General features: G+C 54.9%; 16 protein-coding genes. 14 read left to right on the plus strand and 2 right to left on the minus strand.

Going from position 1 to position 16,473, the window contains the following annotated elements; translation table 11 throughout:
- The first annotated feature begins 4 nt into the window (after positions 1-4).
- The 14 genes from phnH to AAC621_RS09895 all read left to right on the plus strand — a co-directional run bounded on the left by phnH (position 5) and on the right by AAC621_RS09895 (position 14,438).
- Positions 5-592, plus strand: coding sequence for a phosphonate C-P lyase system protein PhnH (gene phnH, locus AAC621_RS09830; protein WP_340255001.1), 588 nt, complete (start codon positions 5-7; stop codon positions 590-592).
- Positions 592-1,692, plus strand: coding sequence for a carbon-phosphorus lyase complex subunit PhnI (locus tag AAC621_RS09835; protein ID WP_340255004.1), 1,101 nt, complete (start codon positions 592-594; stop codon positions 1,690-1,692). The genes phnH and AAC621_RS09835 overlap by 1 nt, the downstream gene beginning before the upstream one ends.
- Entirely contained in the window at positions 1,689-2,522 is an 834-nt protein-coding gene (locus AAC621_RS09840; RefSeq protein WP_340255007.1) for an alpha-D-ribose 1-methylphosphonate 5-phosphate C-P-lyase PhnJ, read from the plus strand. The genes AAC621_RS09835 and AAC621_RS09840 overlap by 4 nt, the downstream gene beginning before the upstream one ends.
- On the plus strand, positions 2,519-3,289 hold the full coding sequence (gene phnK, locus AAC621_RS09845) for a phosphonate C-P lyase system protein PhnK (RefSeq protein WP_340255010.1): 771 nt from the start codon (positions 2,519-2,521) through the stop codon (positions 3,287-3,289). The genes AAC621_RS09840 and phnK overlap by 4 nt, the downstream gene beginning before the upstream one ends.
- 9 nt (positions 3,290-3,298) lie before the next feature.
- Entirely contained in the window at positions 3,299-3,982 is a 684-nt protein-coding gene (gene phnL, locus AAC621_RS09850) for a phosphonate C-P lyase system protein PhnL (RefSeq protein WP_340256449.1), read from the plus strand.
- Complete coding sequence (gene phnN, locus AAC621_RS09855; protein WP_340255013.1) at positions 3,979-4,515, plus strand: phosphonate metabolism protein/1,5-bisphosphokinase (PRPP-forming) PhnN; 537 nt, start codon at positions 3,979-3,981, stop codon at positions 4,513-4,515. The genes phnL and phnN overlap by 4 nt, the downstream gene beginning before the upstream one ends.
- 7 nt (positions 4,516-4,522) lie before the next feature.
- Entirely contained in the window at positions 4,523-5,665 is a 1,143-nt protein-coding gene (locus AAC621_RS09860; RefSeq protein ID WP_340255016.1) for an alpha-D-ribose 1-methylphosphonate 5-triphosphate diphosphatase, read from the plus strand.
- Between the two features lie 92 nt (positions 5,666-5,757).
- Complete coding sequence (phnC, locus tag AAC621_RS09865) at positions 5,758-6,588, plus strand: phosphonate ABC transporter ATP-binding protein (protein ID WP_340255019.1); 831 nt, start codon at positions 5,758-5,760, stop codon at positions 6,586-6,588.
- 52 nt (positions 6,589-6,640) lie between these two features.
- A complete protein-coding gene (phnD, locus tag AAC621_RS09870; protein ID WP_340255022.1) occupies positions 6,641-7,540 on the plus strand; it encodes a phosphonate ABC transporter substrate-binding protein in 900 nt (299 codons plus the stop codon).
- Between the two features lie 76 nt (positions 7,541-7,616).
- Complete coding sequence (gene phnE / locus AAC621_RS09875) at positions 7,617-8,492, plus strand: phosphonate ABC transporter, permease protein PhnE (protein ID WP_340255025.1); 876 nt, start codon at positions 7,617-7,619, stop codon at positions 8,490-8,492.
- A 7-nt stretch (positions 8,493-8,499) separates the two neighbouring features.
- Complete coding sequence (gene phnE, locus AAC621_RS09880) at positions 8,500-9,834, plus strand: phosphonate ABC transporter, permease protein PhnE (protein ID WP_445322521.1); 1,335 nt, start codon at positions 8,500-8,502, stop codon at positions 9,832-9,834.
- A 9-nt stretch (positions 9,835-9,843) separates the two neighbouring features.
- On the plus strand, positions 9,844-10,479 hold the full coding sequence (locus tag AAC621_RS09885; protein ID WP_340255031.1) for a chloramphenicol acetyltransferase: 636 nt from the start codon (positions 9,844-9,846) through the stop codon (positions 10,477-10,479).
- A gap of 96 nt (positions 10,480-10,575) precedes the next feature.
- Positions 10,576-12,402: an ABC transporter transmembrane domain-containing protein gene (locus AAC621_RS09890; RefSeq protein ID WP_340255034.1), complete on the plus strand. Its 1,827-nt coding sequence runs from the start codon at positions 10,576-10,578 to the stop codon at positions 12,400-12,402.
- Positions 12,403-12,518: 116 nt separating this feature from the next.
- Positions 12,519-14,438 (plus strand): acyl-CoA synthetase, encoded by a 1,920-nt coding sequence (locus AAC621_RS09895; protein WP_340255037.1) that lies wholly within the window; start codon positions 12,519-12,521, stop codon positions 14,436-14,438.
- A 23-nt stretch (positions 14,439-14,461) separates the two neighbouring features.
- Here the strand turns inward: AAC621_RS09895 and AAC621_RS09900 are convergent, their stop codons facing one another.
- Both AAC621_RS09900 and AAC621_RS09905 read right to left on the minus strand, forming a co-directional pair.
- On the minus strand, positions 14,462-15,349 hold the full coding sequence (locus AAC621_RS09900) for an amidohydrolase family protein (protein WP_340255040.1): 888 nt from the start codon (positions 15,347-15,349) through the stop codon (positions 14,462-14,464).
- 52 nt (positions 15,350-15,401) lie between these two features.
- The gene (locus tag AAC621_RS09905) at positions 15,402-16,409 is read right to left on the minus strand and encodes a 4-hydroxythreonine-4-phosphate dehydrogenase PdxA (protein ID WP_340255042.1); all 1,008 of its coding nucleotides are present in this window, start codon (positions 16,407-16,409) and stop codon (positions 15,402-15,404) included.
- Positions 16,410-16,473: the final 64 nt, after the last annotated feature.

The following is a 16,473-nucleotide window of genomic DNA, read 5'->3' on the forward strand; positions in this document are numbered from 1 at the left end:
GGCAATGTCTGAGCCAAATGTGGCCGATGCAATGGGGGGCGGATTCGCCAATCCCCCGCGCGATGCGGCAATTGCCTTTCGCGCGGCCTTGGATGTGATGGCCCGTCCTGGGGTGATCCGCGAGATTTCAGGTGGGCATCCGCCGCTGCCCTTATCCCCTGCGGCGGGCAGTTTGCTGCTGGTTCTTTGTGATCCTGAAACACGGGTTTACCTTTCCCCGTCTTGCGACACAGACGCCATTCGCGCATGGCTGCGCTTTCATACGGGCGCGCCTTTGGTTGCTGCGGATGAGGCAGATTTCGCCCTTGGCCCATGGGATGAGCTTTGCGTTGATCTCGGGAAAATGCGTCAAGGTGTGCAAGATTACCCTGACCGCTCTGTCACATTGATCGTTGAGATGGATCATCTCGCGGCGGAGGGGGTGCGCTTGACTGGGCCAGGCATTCAGGCGGAGGCCTATCTCAATCTGCCCGAGACTGCGGCTTTTGTCGCCAATGCGCGCCGCTTCCCGCTTGGTTTTGATACGTTCTTCACGTCAGGCAGCCAAATAGCGGCCCTGCCGCGATCCACCCGTATTGAGGGGGCTTCCTAATGTATGTTGCGGTAAAGGGGGGCGAGCGGGCGATTGACGCCGCCCATGAATGGCTGGCCCATGAGCGGCGCGGCGCAACCGATGTGGCGGAACTGAGCATCTCGCAAATTCGCGAACAGCTTAGCTTGGCTGTCAATCGGGTCATGGCCGAAGGTTCGCTATACGATCCTGATTTGGCAGCTGTGGCGATCAAGCAGGCGCGCGGCGATATGATTGAGGCGATTTTTCTGATCCGCGCCTATCGCACCACCTTGCCCCGTTTTGGGGTTAGCGCCCCGATTGATACTGGCGCGATGCGCTGTGATCGGCGCATTTCGGCCACCTTTAAGGATCTGCCAGGCGGGCAGATCTTGGGGCCAACCTTTGACTATACCCACCGTCTGTTGGATTTCGCGTTGATGGCAGATGGGGCGGTCCCGTCCGAGGATGAGGGGGGCCCCCCAGTGGATGCCGCACCTTTGCCGCATGTCACCGAATTTCTGGATCGCGAGGGTCTATTGCAGCCCGAGCCTGAGGATAACACGCCCCCGCGTGATCTGACGCGCGAGCCCTTGGATTTCCCTGCGGATCGTCCGCTGAAACTTCAGGCCTTGGCGCGTGGCGATGAGGGGTTTGTTCTCTCCATGGCTTATTCCACGCAACGGGGCTATGCGCGCAACCACCCGTTCGTGGGCGAATTGCGGATCGGGCGCGTGGCTGTGTCGATGGATATTCCCGAATTGGGCTTTGCCATTGATCTGGGCGAGATCACGGTCAGCGAATGTGAAACCGTGAACCAATTCACAGGCAGCAAGACCGAGCCGCCGCAATTCACCCGCGGTTACGGTTTGGTCTTTGGGCAATCCGAACGCAAAGCGATTTCCATGGCCCTCGTGGATCGCTCCTTGCGATGGGAGGAATTGGGTGAGGATAATGTGGGCGCGCCCGCGCAAGACGCAGAGTTTGTCCTGTCCCATTCCGATAATGTGCAAGCAACTGGGTTTCTCGAACATATCAAATTGCCCCATTATGTGGATTTCCAATCTGAATTGGAGCTGATCCGCCGCCTGCGCGCCGAGGCGATGATGGCATCTACAGGCCCACGGGAGGCTGCAGAATGAGCTATAATTTTGCCTATCTCGATGAACAGACCAAGCGGATGATCCGCCGCGCTATTCTGAAGGGGGTGGCCATTCCAGGCTATCAGGTGCCCTTCGCAAGTCGCGAAATGCCAATGCCCTATGGGTGGGGCACGGGCGGCGTGCAGGTTTCTGCCGCCTGCTTGACCCCCGATGATGTGTTCAAAGTCATCGACCAAGGTGCGGATGACACGACCAATGCCGTTTCAATCCGCCGCTTTTTCGAGAAAACCGCAGGCGTGGCCGTGACCGAGAAAACCACGGAGGCCACTGTCATCCAAACGCGCCACCGCATCCCTGAAACGCCGCTCAGTGCGGATCAGATTTTGGTCTATCAAGTGCCAATCCCCGAGCCGCTGCGTTTCCTAGAGCCGCGTGAAACCGAAACGCGCAAGATGCATGGGCTTGAGGAATATGGCCTGATGCATGTCAAGCTCTATGAGGACATTGCGCGCCATGGCGAGATTGCGACCGCCTATGCCTATCCCGTGAAGGTGGAAGAGCGCTATGTGATGGATCCGTCTCCAATCCCGAAATTCGACAATCCCAAATTGGAAAGCCCTGCCTTGCAATTGTTTGGGGCGGGACGTGAGCAAAGGATTTATGCCCTGCCACCCTATACCAAGGTCGTGAGTCTCGATTTTGAAGATTACCCCTTTGATCCGTCAAAAGCGGCACATCCTTGTGCGCTATGTGGGGCTGAAGACAGTTATTTAGATGAGGTGATCGTGGATGATGCGGGCGGGCGGATGTTTGTCTGTTCCGACACAGATTACTGCGCCAGCCGCCGCGAGACAGGAGAGGCCGCATGACCCCGCTTTTGCAAGTGCGCAATATTGAGAAACGATACGGCACGCGGATTGGCTGTGCAGATGTCTCGTTTGATCTTTATCCAGGCGAAGTCTTGGGGATTGTGGGCGAGTCTGGGTCAGGTAAGTCTACGCTGCTCAATTGCCTAGCGGGGCATCTGAGCCCTGATCGGGGGGAAGTGATTTTTGACACCCGTGCCGATGGCCCCCGTGATGTCCGTCAGATGCCTGAGGCCGAGCGGCGGATGCTGTCGCGCACCGATTGGGCCTTTGTGCATCAAAATCCGCGTGATGGATTGCGGATGCGGGTATCCGCAGGCGGTAATGTCGGCGAGCGGTTGATGGCGGTCGGCGCGCGTCATTATGGCGATATTCGCCAGACCGCAGGTGACTGGCTGAGCAAGGTTGAAATCGACACCGCCCGTATGGATGATCGCCCTTCGGCCTTTTCGGGTGGGATGCAGCAGCGCCTGCAAATCGCGCGCAATTTGGTGACGGGCCCGCGCCTTGTTTTCATGGACGAACCTACGGGCGGCTTGGACGTTAGCGTGCAGGCACGGCTGTTGGATTTGCTGCGCGGTCTTGTCCGCCGTATGGGATTGTCGGCCATTATCGTCACCCATGATTTGGCGGTCGTGCGTCTTTTGGCAGATCGGCTGATGGTGATGAAATCGGGCCATGTTGTGGAAACAGGTTTGACCGATCAGGTCTTGGATGATCCGCAACATGCCTATACGCAGCTTTTGGTATCTTCGGTTTTGCAGGTGTGAGGGATGACGATGATCACAGTCACAGATTTGGGGAAATCTTTTACCCTGCACAATCAAAACAGCGCGGTGATCCCTGTGCTAGAGGGCGCGAATTTTTCCGTGGCGGCGGGCGAATGTGTCGCCCTGACAGGGGAAAGCGGGGCAGGGAAATCCACTGTCATGCGCATCCTTTACGGAAATTATCTGGCGCAAGCGGGGCGTGTGGTGGTGAACGGGTTGGACATCACCACCGCCACCCCGCGCGAGATTTTGACCCTACGGCGCGAGGTTTTAGGGTATGTCAGCCAGTTCTTGCGCGTGGTGCCGCGCGTGCCCACCCTAGAGGTTGTGGCAGAACCGCTCTTGTCTCTTGGTGTGGCTGAGGACGAAGCGCAGACGCGGGCCGCAGATTTGCTGACGCGGTTGCGCATCCCCGAACGGCTTTGGCCGTTATCGCCCACGACATTCTCGGGCGGTGAACAGCAACGCGTCAACATCGCGCGCGGATTTGCACATCGCTATCCTGTTTTGCTGTTGGATGAGCCAACCGCCAGCCTTGATGCCCAGAACCGCGAGACGGTGCTATCGCTGATCGAAGAGGCGAAGGCAGAAGGGGCTGCGATAGTTGGAATTTTCCATGACCTTGAAGCGCGCGAGCGGGTGGCGGATCGCGCCATTGATGTCAGCGTCTTTACCCCAAGGAAGATCGCATGAAGACAGGCCGCATCATTGCGGTTGTTGGCCCCTCGGGGGTGGGCAAAGACAGCGTAATGGCAGGGCTGATGGCCCGCCATCCAGATTTGCGCGCGGCCAAACGCGTGATCACCCGCCCCAGTGATGCGGGGGGTGAGGCCTTTGATGGGGTCAGCGCAGATGAATTTGCGCGTCTCAACGGGCAGGGGGCCTTTGCCTTGTCATGGCAGGCGCATGGCCTCTCTTATGGTATTCCCGCTGAGGTGGCCGATTGGATTGCCGCAGGTCATGATGTCCTTGCAAACCTGTCTCGCAATGTGTTGAGCGAGGCTGCGTTGCGATTTGCGCATGTAGTGGTTCTGTCCATCACCGCAAGTCCTGCGGTTTTGGCCACGCGTCTTGCCGCGCGCGGGCGCGAGGATCCACAGGATATCGCCGCGCGTCTGGCGCGACAGGTTCCTTTGCCCGAAGGCCTGAATATCGTGGAAATTGACAATAGCGGCACGATAGAGGTCGCCATCGCCGCCGCTGAGGCAGGCTTATTCAAAGGATAGACCAATCATGAGCAGCGAAGTGATTTTCGGCAATGCGCAGATCGTTACTGTGGATCGGGTCTTTGCAGGCAGTGTGATTGTGCAAGATGGGGTCATTGCGGATATCCGCGAAGGCGGCACCTTGCCGCGTGGCGCGATTGATTGCGAGGGCGATTATCTGACGCCCGGTCTGGTTGAATTGCACACTGACAATCTTGAGCGGCACATGCAGCCGCGCCCGTCAGTTGATTGGCCCCATGATGCGGCCATTATCGCCCATGATGCCGAACTGGCAGGGGCAGGGATCACGACAGTTTTCGATGCCATGCGCATTGGGTCGATTAATTCGGGCAAAACCCGTTACGAACGCTATGCCCGTCCTTTGGCCAGCGAGATGTTGGCCCTGCGCGGTCAAGGGATGCTGAAGATCAGCCATTTTCTACACTTGCGCGCCGAAATCTGTTCCGAAACCTTGGCGGAAGAATTGGCCGAATTTGGCCCAGCAGACCGCGTAGGTTTGGTGAGCCTGATGGATCACACACCAGGGCAACGGCAATTCCGTGATCTGTCCAAGCTCAAAGCCTATGTGATGGGCAAGAACAATCTCAGCGAGGATGAATGGTTAGACCATATCGCACAGCTGACAGATATGCGTGCGCGATTTGGGGATATGCACGAACAGGCCGCAGTGGATCACGCCCGCCGCTATGGCGCGCTTTTGGCAAGCCATGATGATACCACCGCAGATCATGTCGCGAAATCGGCAGGCTACGGGATCAAATTGGCCGAATTCCCGACCACGCGCGAGGCGGCCGAGGCCTGCCATAGGCATGGCATCGCGGTTATGATGGGCGCGCCCAATTTGATCCGTGGCGGGTCACATTCGGGCAATGTTTCGGCTGCCGAACTGGCCGAAGCGGGCCTGTTGGATATCATCTCCTCCGATTATGTCCCTGCCGCGCTTTTGCTGTCGGCTTATCGCTTGGGGCAAATGTGGAATGATCTGCCGCGCGCCATGGCCACAGTGACGGCCAACCCTGCTAAGGCTGCGGGTTTGCAGGATCGTGGCCGCATCGAACAAGGCTTGCGCGGTGACGTTTTGCGCCTGTCTGTTGCGGGCGGCACACCGCGTTTGCGCGGGGTTTGGTCGCGCGGCCTGCGCGTTGCCTGACCGATGATATTTTTACGAAACGGTAACAATTCGGTCACGTAACTGAATCATTGCACGGCGATACGGCCCTCAAGATTTTGGAAGGGGACCTTATGCTCGAAGTGCGCAACGTAACCCGGGTTTTTGGCAGCAAGATTGCCGTTGACCGCGTTAGCTTTTCTATCGACCGACCTGCCTTTGTCGGGATCATTGGCCGCTCTGGGGCGGGCAAGTCCACCTTTCTTCGGATGATGAACCGCCTGACCGATGCCACGGATGGCGAAATTCTGGTTGATGGCACCAATGTGCTTGCCTATCGCGGCGCGGAGGCGCGCGCATGGCAAAGCCGCTGCGCCATGATCTTTCAGCAGTTTAATCTTGTGCCACGCCTCGATGTTGTCTCGAATGTATTGCATGGGAAATTGAACCACGCTTCGACCTTGGCCACGATGTTTAATCTTTGGTCAAAGGCCGATATTTCCCGCGCGATTGATATTCTTGATCGTCTGGGCATTGCCGAACAAGCACCCAAACGGGCTGAGGCGTTGTCCGGTGGTCAACAGCAACGGGTCGCCATCGCCCGCGCCTTGATGCAAGATCCCCAGATCATTCTGGCCGATGAGCCAATCGCCAGCCTTGATCCCATGAATGCCCAAATCGTGATGGATACGCTCAAGCGGATCAACACAGAAGACGGGCGCATGGTAATTGCGAACCTGCACACATTGGATACGGCGCGCCAGTATTGTGACCGCGTGATCGGAATGCGGGACGGGCGCATCGTGTTCGATGGCACTCCTGCGCAACTGACCACGGGTGTCGCGCGCGACATCTATGGCGCGGATGAAACATTCAACGAATTCGCTACCTCTACCAAGATTTCGGGTGCTGGGGCGGTGGCGGAAAAGCGGGTCAAACATCCCGCGATACAAGGCCTGATGTAGGGCCAAAACCCCAGTCCATCTGTTCGGACATCTCATCTCACGGAGACTTCTCATGAAGAAACTGGCAACCCTCCTCGCAGTGACAACAGCCCTTGCTGGGCCTGCGGCGGCGCAAGAAATCACAGAATTCAATATCGGCCTTTTGGGCGGTGAAAACGCGCAAGACCGTTTGGCAAATAACGAATGCTTCCGCGCCTATGTTGAAGAGGCCCTCGGCGTTCCAACCCGTTTGTTCACCCCTGCAGATTACAACGGCGTGATCCAAGGCTTGCTTGGCGGCACGCTTGATTTCGCATGGTTGGGAGCGTCTTCCTATGCCGCGACCTATATCGCAGATGAAAACGCGGTCGAGCCTGTCTTGGTTAAGACCAATTTGGATGGCTCTTTCTCGTATCATTCCATCGGCTTTGCCCGCGTTGACAGCGGCATTGCCGATTTGGCCAATCTTGAAGGCAAAACCTTTGGCTTTGGTGATCCAAACTCGACCTCTGGTTTCTTGATCCCTTCGGTTGAGATCCCACAGTTGGGTTACTCGATGGAGCCAGGCGATTTCTTTGGTGATGTTGTATTCACAGGCGGTCACGAGCAGACAATCATCGCCGTAAACAATGGCGATATTGATGCAGGCGTGACTTGGGCCGATGGTTTGGGCAACTGGGAAGACGGCTACAACTCGGGCGCATTGCGCCGCGCGGTTGATGCAGGTCTGGTTGATATGAACGACTTGGTTGAAATCTGGCGCTCTAAGCCAATTCCAGAAGGCCCTGTCGTTCTGCGTCAATCGCTGCCTGACGATGTAAAGGCGACTGTAACCGAACTTTTGGCCAATCTGCACGAAACAGATGAGGCCTGCGCTTATGGCGTGGCGGCAGGTGAAACCGCAGGTTTCGCACCCATCAGCCACGAAGCCTATGAGACCATCATCGCTGTGCGTTTGGCACAAGGTAACTAAGCCCTTGTTGCACACTGGTGCATGACATTGGGGGGTGCGCAGATTTGCGCGCCCCCATCTTCAAGAAAGGTTGACCATGACCGATATCACCTCATCCCAGATCGATCGGGAAAGACGTGAAACAGTGCGCGAAGATTATCTGCAGATGACGCAGCGCCGCCGTCTCTATTCAGGTCTACTCATTTTGATCTTTGCGGTGATGTTGATTTCTGGATTCTCTATTGCAGAAGATCGCAATGCAGGTGGTTTCTTGGAAGGCCTACATCGCCTTTTTGATTTCCCTGCTGATCTGATTTCTGAGGCGATTGAAAAAGCAGCAAACCTGCCTGGCCATATGGTGGATGCACTGCCTGCTTTGATTGAGACGCTTAACATTGCGGCGGTCGCGACTTTGCTTGGCTGCGCGGGTGGGGTGGTGTTCTCGCTCTTGGGCACGCGCGGGCTGGCCTATTGGCCGCGTCTGATCCCGTTCTTTCGCCGTATCACCGACATCTTGCGCGCGATCCCTGAGGTTGTGGTGGCATTGGTGCTGATTTTCATCATGGGCGGTGGCCCTGTGCCTGCAATGATTGCCATTGCGCTGCATACGATGGGTGCCATGGGCAAATTGTTTTCTGAGGTGACTGAAAACACGGACATGAAACCTGTCGAAGGGTTGCAGTCTGTCGGTGCAAATTGGGGTCAACGGATTTGGTTGGGTGTCATCCCACAGGTTTTGCCCAATTACCTCAGCTATGGGTTGCTGCGCTTTGAGATCAATATCCGCGCGTCAGCCATCCTTGGTTTTGTGGGCGCGGGTGGCATTGGCTACGAGCTGAAAAACGCGCTGACGTTCGGGCAGGGCAAGTTCGATCAGGCCGCCGCCGTTTTCATGATCCTGTTTTTGACCATTGTCGCGGTTGATCAGCTCTCAAGCAGCCTGCGCAATTATTTGACCAAGGGGACGTTCTGATATGGTCATGGCTACCCAAGATGTTGCGGCTTTGCGTGCCTCCGAAATCCGCCGCATTGGGCGCAAGAAACTATTTGGTTTTGCGATCCCAGCGGTGATCTTTGCCTATGCGGTCTATGTCTTTTTTGCCTTTGACATTCTGGGTCTGGCAGAACGGGCGCGGATGGATAATGCGGCGGTGTTGGTGTCGGATGCGGTCAGCTATAAAACCCATGTCACGCGCGATAATCGCTCAGGCGAGATCACGGTCGCCATTGAAGGTTCACGCCGTGCCACCTATGCGCCTGATCAAATCCCCGCTTGGGCCGAAGTGGCAAGCCACACAGCCGAAATCGAACTGCGCCATGGGCATCGCGTGACCTATGCTGGGTCGCTGATCACCTATCACCATCCTGAATTTGGCGACATTGTCATTGATACCGCAAATGGGGTTGATTTGCGCCTATCCGCCGAGGCGGTTCCTGATTTCATCAATGCCTCTGGCAATCGCGTCTCGATTGCGACCGAAGGTGGGCGGCTGTCTGTCACCCGCAACCGCACCGAAACCATGCGCTATTTCGCGGGATGGGAGATGTTCTTTTTCGATCTGGCCAGCCCCTATTCAGGCATGAGCGCGGGCGAGGTTTTCGCGACCATCACCCGCGGCGCGCAAATTGACCCCGCGCATTCCAATTTTGGTCTGATGCTGTCGAATGTCTGGAACAATTCAATCTGGCGGCATGGGGATGTTTTTTGGGCTTTGGGGGAAACGATCCTGATGGCCTTTCTGGGCACATTTGGCGCGGCAATGATTGCGCTGCCTTTGGCGTTTTTTGCGGCAACAAATTTCGCTCCGTCCAAAGCGGTGCGGTTTGTCATCCGCCGCCTGTTTGATTTTGTGCGTGGCTTGGATGCGCTGATCTTTACCATCATCCTATCGCGGGCCTTTGGGCCAGGGCCGATGACAGGGGCCTTGGCTATTTTGCTGACAGATACGGGCAGCTTTGGCAAACTGTTTTCCGAGGCCCTTGAAAATGTCGATGAAAAGCAGATTGAGGGGCTGGCATCGACAGGCGCGAATGCAGTGCAGCGCAATCGTTTCGGCGTCTTGCCGCAGGTCATGCCCATTTTGCTCAGTCAGGTGTTGTATTTCTTTGAATCGAACACGCGCTCGGCCACGATTGTGGGCGCGATTGTGGGCGGGGGCATCGGTCTATTGCTGACCCAAGCCATCCAGACCACGGCAGATTGGGAAAAGGTCACTTATTATATAACCTTGATCGTGCTGATGGTGGTTGCAATGGATGCGGTTTCTGGTCGTATACGGGCGCGCCTGATCAAAGGCGATGGCTCAGGCAAGTGATAGGCCAACATGAGTGACGCAAAAAAACTGACAGCCGATACGCCCCTGATCCATCAAGGCTGCGAAATCGCCAATTCTACCTTCGGGGCTTATTGCGAGGTGGGGGCGTTCTCGCGCGTTCTGAACTCGGCTTTCGGGGACTACGCCTATTGTGACCGTATGGCCGATATTGCCAATGCCGATATCGGCAAATTTTCGAACATTGCCGCGATGACACGGATCGGGCCAACCGATCACCCGATGCGCAATGCGGCGCAACATCATTTCCTCTATCGCTCTGAGCTCTATTTCGATGACGCGTCAGACGATGCTGCATTTTTTGCCGCGCGTGCGGCGCGCCGTCTTAGCCTTGGGGCCGATTGTTGGATCGGTCATGGTGCGATTATCAAACCCGAAATCCGCGTGGGCATCGGCGCGATTGTTGCCGCAGGCGCTGTGGTGACCAAGGATGTGCCAGATTTTATGATTGTGGCAGGCACGCCCGCAAAGCCCTTGCGCATGCGCTTTGCCGATGAGGTCGCGCAAGATCTCATGGATTTGGCGTGGTGGGACTGGGATCATGCCCGTCTGCGCCGCGCATTACCTGATTTCCGCGCAATGCCTGCGGCGGAATTTGTTGCCAAATATCGCGGGCCGCGTCCCTGATTTCATTTCTGCGCGCATTAAGTCGCGCCACGCGGGGCTTGTTTGATGAGCCGTGCCGCTTTATCCCACTTTCACAGATTGAGGATAAACGCGACCATGACCAGCCAAACCGATGCCGCTAAGGCAGCACCGCCTGCAAAGGCCGCCAATGCCACGGAGGAGCGTGCGCGCTCCAAAAAGATTGGATCGCTGCGTGCGCTTGTGCCCTTTCTCGTGCCGTATCGTGTCTGGATCATCGGGGCGGGTTTGGCGCTTGTGACCACGGCGCTTGTGGCGCTGATTATGCCCTTGGCCGTGCGCCGTGTCGTAGATGGGTTTGAGACAAACACCGCCGCCCTCTTGGACAGCTATTTTCTTGCTGCCTTGGGGATCGCGGGCCTTTTAGCCCTAGGCACGGGCGCGCGTTATTACCTTGTGACACGATTGGGTGAGCGTGTGATTGCCGATATTCGCAAGGCAGTGTTTTTCCGCATGATCTCGATGAGCCCAAGTTTTTATGAGAAGGTCATGACGGGTGAGGTGCTTAGCCGTATCACCACGGACACTACGCTTTTGCTCAGTGTGATTTCTTCTTCGGTGTCTGTAGCCCTTCGCAATGCGCTGATTTTAATGGGCGGCTTGGTGATGATGGTTGTCACATCGCCCAAGCTGACGGGGATGGTTTTGTTGCTTGTGCCTGCGATTATCGTCCCGATTGTGGTTTTGGGGCGCAAGCTGCGCGTGTTGTCGCGTGAAAACCAAGATTGGATTGCGCAAAGTTCTGGCGCAGCATCTGAGGCGCTTTTGGCCGCTCAAACTGTGCAGGCCTTTACTCATGAGCGAGCCTCTTCCAATGATTTTTCCAACGTTACAGAGGCCAGTTTCAACAGTGCCAAGCGCCGCATTTCAACCCGTGCCTTTATGACAGTGATTGTGATATTCCTAGTTTTTGCGGGGATTGTGGGGGTACTTTGGGTGGGAGCGCGGGATGTTCGCGCAGACGCAATGAGCATCGGCGCGCTGATCCAGTTTTTGATCTATGCAATTATGGTCGCAGGCGCGGTGGGTGCGCTGTCTGAGATTTGGGGCGAATTGCAGCGCGCCGCTGGTGCGACCGAGCGGTTGGTAGAACTTGTCTACGCTGAGGACGCAGTCACCGACCCCGTCCGCCCTGTGTCCCTGGCACATGCGGGCAAGGGCGATATCGTGTTTGACGGCGTGGGTTTTGCCTATCCGACCCGCTCAGAAACTGCGGCGCTCAAAGATGTGAGCTTCACCATTAAATCGGGTGAGACAGTGGCGCTTGTCGGGCCATCAGGCGCAGGTAAATCCACGATCTTCCAATTGCTGCAACGCTTCTATGATCCGCAAAAAGGCAAGATCACCCTTGATGGGGTCAATCTGCGCGATATGCGCCGTGAGGGGTTCCGCGCGGCTATGGCGCTGGTGCCGCAAGACCCTGTGATTTTCGCGGCCTCTGCGCGTGACAATATTCGCTTTGGCCGTCCTGACGCCACCGATGCTGAGGTCGAGGCCGCCGCCCGCGCCGCCGCCGCGCATGAGTTCCTTGCGGCTTTGCCCGAAGGCTATGACAGCTATGTGGGCGAGCGGGGGATTATGCTGTCTGGGGGGCAGAAACAGCGTATTGCCATCGCCCGCGCCATTTTGCGCGATGCGCCGATCCTGCTGTTAGACGAAGCGACCAGTGCGCTTGACGCTGAAAGTGAGCGATTGGTGCAGCGCGCGGTCGCAGATCTCAGTGCCGAGCGCACGACCTTGATTGTTGCGCATCGTCTGGCAACGGTGAAAAAGGCCGACCGCATTTTGGTCTTTGATGCGGGGCAGATTGTTGCCGAAGGCAGCCATGATGCGCTTGTCGCGGAAGGCGGACTTTATGCACGTCTGGCACGGTTGCAATTTACCGATGGAATCGCTGCTGAATAATCACAGCGTGCTTGCGAAAACGCGCTTTTCTCTTCATTCTCACGCAAAGCCTGCCGTGCGACCGCGTGCATCGTGACCGCAGGACCATTTGGGAGAATGATGGGGGAGGCAAGGCCATGCTGCCTTTTGCGAATAATCAAGATGTGCGCAAAATTGAGACAGATCACCCGTGGCCTGCGGCCGCGCCTGCGCAAAGCATTTATGAATTGCTGACTGACGTTGCAGCGCGCCATCCCGCGCGCCCGGCGGTTACCTTTCAACTGTTTTCAGATCCTGACGCAAAAGCAGAGACATTGGATTGGCAAAGCCTCAGGGCGGAGGTGACCCAACTGGCCAATCTGTTTGCACGGCTTGGCATTGGCCCAGAGGATGCGGTTGCCTTTGTGCTGCCCAATAGCACCGAAACAGTCTTGACCCTTCTGGCGGGGATGGTTGCGGGCGTTGTGGTGCCCATAAACCCGCTGCTTGAGCCTGATCAAATCGCAAGCATCTTGCGCGAAACGAAAGCGCGGCTTGTGGTCACTTTGGCGCCATTTCCCAAGACGGATCTTGCACAAAAGACCGCCGCCGTGGCCATGGCCCCCGAAGTTGAAACTGTATTGGAAGTTGATCTTCTGCGCTATCTGACGGGGATCAAGCGGGTGATCGCGCCCTTGCTGCGGCCCAAGGTAAAGGTCACGCATCAGGCCTGCGTGTTGTCGTTGCGCGCGGAAATGGCGGGCGAGACGGCTGATCTGTTGCGCCACCCAGATCAGGGGAGAGATCGTATCGCTGCCTGTTTTCATACAGGCGGCACAACCGGCATGCCCAAAGTGGCGCAGCACAGCTATTCGGGCATCATCTATAATGGTTGGGTAGGTCACAGTCTGTTGTTTACAGAAACCGATACGGTGCTCTGCCCGCTGCCGCTGTTTCATGTTTTTGCAAGCCATGTGATCCTTATGGGGGGACTGTGTTCAGGCGCCCATACGGTCTTTCCGACCCCGCAAGGATATCGCGGAGCAGGGGTGTTCGATAATTTCTGGAAATTGGTCGAACGCTGGCAGGTCACATTCTTGATCACGGTGCCAACCGCGCTTGCGGTGTTGATGCAACGGCCTGTAGATGCGGATATCTCCTCTGTGAAAACCGCTTTCTCAGGATCAGCTCCCCTGCCATTGGAATTGTTTCGCCGGTTTGAGGGCGCAACGGGCGTCAGCCTTGTCGAAGGATATGGCCTGACCGAGGCCACTTGTCTTGTCTCCTGTAACCCAGTTGAAGGTGAGAAAAAGGTTGGGTCTGTTGGCATCCCCTTTCCGCATTGTAACGTGATCATCCTCAAAGATACGCCCGAAGGCCTCACAGAATGTGCCATTGATGAGATCGGCGAAATTTGCGTGGCAAGCCCCGGCGTGACGGAGCAGGGTATTTACAAAGACGCTACAAAATCGGCGGCGCAAATGTATGAGGGCCAATATTTGCGCACGGGCGATTTGGGGCGGTTTGATGCGGACGGGTATCTCTGGATCACTGGCAGGGCGAAGGATTTGATTAATCGCGGTGGTCACAACATCGATCCTGCAATTATTGAGGAGGCTTTGGCCACTCATCCGTCAGTGGCAATGGCAGCGGCCATTGGCCAGCCTGATCCAATCGCCGGCGAACTGCCCTGCGCCTATGTGGAATTAGTTGAAGGGGCAGATGTGACCGTGGATGCCTTAATGGAACATGCCCGCATCCATGTTACCGAACGTGCTGCAGCGCCCAAATATGTCGAAATTTTACCTGAATTACCGAAAACTGCCGTAGGTAAAACCTTTAAGCCTGCTTTACGCAAACTCGCGATTGCTCGCGTATTAGACGCAAACCTTGCTGAGGCGGGTTTTGCGGCCCGTGTTGTATCAGTGCGCGATGATATAAAATTTGGTCTAATTGTTTGTTTGAATAGTAATATTGATGAGGAGGAAGCAAAGCTATCGCAGGTTATGGATAGGTTTTCATTGAAGTGGGAGTATCGAGCTGAGCCTCAACTGATCTCAGAATTATTGACCAAATGATTATAAATTTTGTATCTTAAAAATTATAAAATCTTGATCCCGTATACTTCCGATGCAGTGCCGCTAAACAATGACTGTCTCTCCTCGTTTGAATAGTCATTGGTAGCGGTGTCAAACCCTGAAAAAATAGTGTTGAAATCTCCGCACAAGCCGTCCACCGGGAAGTTTGACGCAAACATAGATCTGTCAGGCGAGAAAATATCAATTGCCCTTCTGATGATGTCGCGATTGTCCGCTAGGGACCAAGGCTTTCCTGGAACACCTAATCCTGAAATTTTGATAAATGTTTGGGGAATTTGCGCAAAATCTTTTAGCGCTTCGTACCACCCAGCCAAACCCTCGGCGGATCTATCAGAAGGAAGTCCAGTGTGATTGAGTATAATTGGCACTTCTGGAGCCATATCTGCCATCGATTTTACTTCACACAAGTGCCACCACGGGGTCTGTAAATCGAACATCAGGTTTGATTTTGCTAAGGCTTTGTAACCGGCTTTGAAATATGGGTCTGTCATACCGCCCGGTGGTCCTCCTGGAGATGCATTGAACCGTGGTTTATGGCGTACGGATTTGACAATTGGTAGATTGGCTAAAGTAGAAAGAACCTCATCTAAATCGTTTTTGTCCAACCATGCTTGAGCGACATGCGCGGCTGGTTTTCCTGTACTATCTGCAACTTTTTGTATCCAAATTGCTTCACCAGTTGGGTCCGCGGGATCCCATTCTCCCTCCATTGTTACATTTGCAACAATCTCCCAATCTGCTGATACTAAATCGTATTCTTCATGCATAAACCTTGTGCGGATACTGGAGTAATCACCATATCTAAATGGGATTTGGGGCTCGTCGCGGAGCCAAGGATGGTAATTTAAGTCTGGATCCCAAAAGTGATGATGAGCGTCGATGATTTTCATATTTCGCTCCCGATAAAGATAAATCAGCAGAAAGTTGGGTTATTGTAGATAATTAAATTACTGCATTAACGTGTCTTGTGCGCAGTAATAAACGAAAAGCTTGAAGCGTCGCGCTGACAGAGGCGACGCCTTTACCGGCAATATCAAAAGCAGTGCCGTGCGCAGGGGTGACGATTGGTATTGGTAAACCGCCTGCAACGGTTACTCCACGCTCAAACCCCATCAATTTCATCGCGATTTGCCCTTGGTCGTGATACATTGTAACCACAGCATCCACTTCGCGGTTCTGCGCTTTTAAAAACACAGTGTCAGAGGGCCAAGGCCCAGTGACTTTCATCTGACTTTGTTGGTAATTCTGAATTACTGGCCCAATTACATCAATCTCTTCGCGCCCAAATTTTCCGTTGTCTCCGGCATGGGGATTGAGTGCTGCAACCGCTATGTGAGGGTATTCAATTCCGAAGCGTTTGAGAGTTACAGCGGCTAAATCAATGGCTCGGCTGATTGATAACTCATTTATATTGCGGGCCACTTCGCCCAAGCTTATGTGGCTTGTGACCCTGGTGGTCATGATGTCGTCCAAGACATTTATTTCAGAGTGATGGCCAGAAAACCCTATATACTTGGCAATAAATTGATGCTCGTCCTGTTCTTCCATGCCTGCGAGTGTCAACGCTGCCTTATTAAACGGTGCGAATAAAATACCATCGATAAGACCACGTTTAGCAAGATCTAGGGCGCTTTCCAGGTTGCGTAATGAAGATCTTCCGCTTGCCAAACAAATATTGGCCACTTCAATTTCTTCAGGTTCACAGGTCTGTAAATTGAGGTGTGCAACTCCTTCAAAACTGGAAATTTCTGAACGGGGTATTGTATTTAGATCTACATCTTTTCTGGCCTGCTTCGCGCCTTGTTTCCAAATATGAGCATCACCTACAAGAAGGATATTCGCCGCTTCTTTTACATCTGTTTCTTGTAATAATTTAGCGATAAGCTCAGGCCCAATACCGGATGGATCTCCTGGAATAATAGCAATTCTTGGTTTTATTGGATGCTTCACTTTCAAAAGTCCTCTATCATATCCGTAGAGTTTAAAATCGTGTTGGAGAAATCACCGATCATGG

The organism is Roseobacter sp. HKCC-CH-9208 (genome assembly GCF_037805125.1).
GTDB lineage: Bacteria > Pseudomonadota > Alphaproteobacteria > Rhodobacterales > Rhodobacteraceae > M30B80.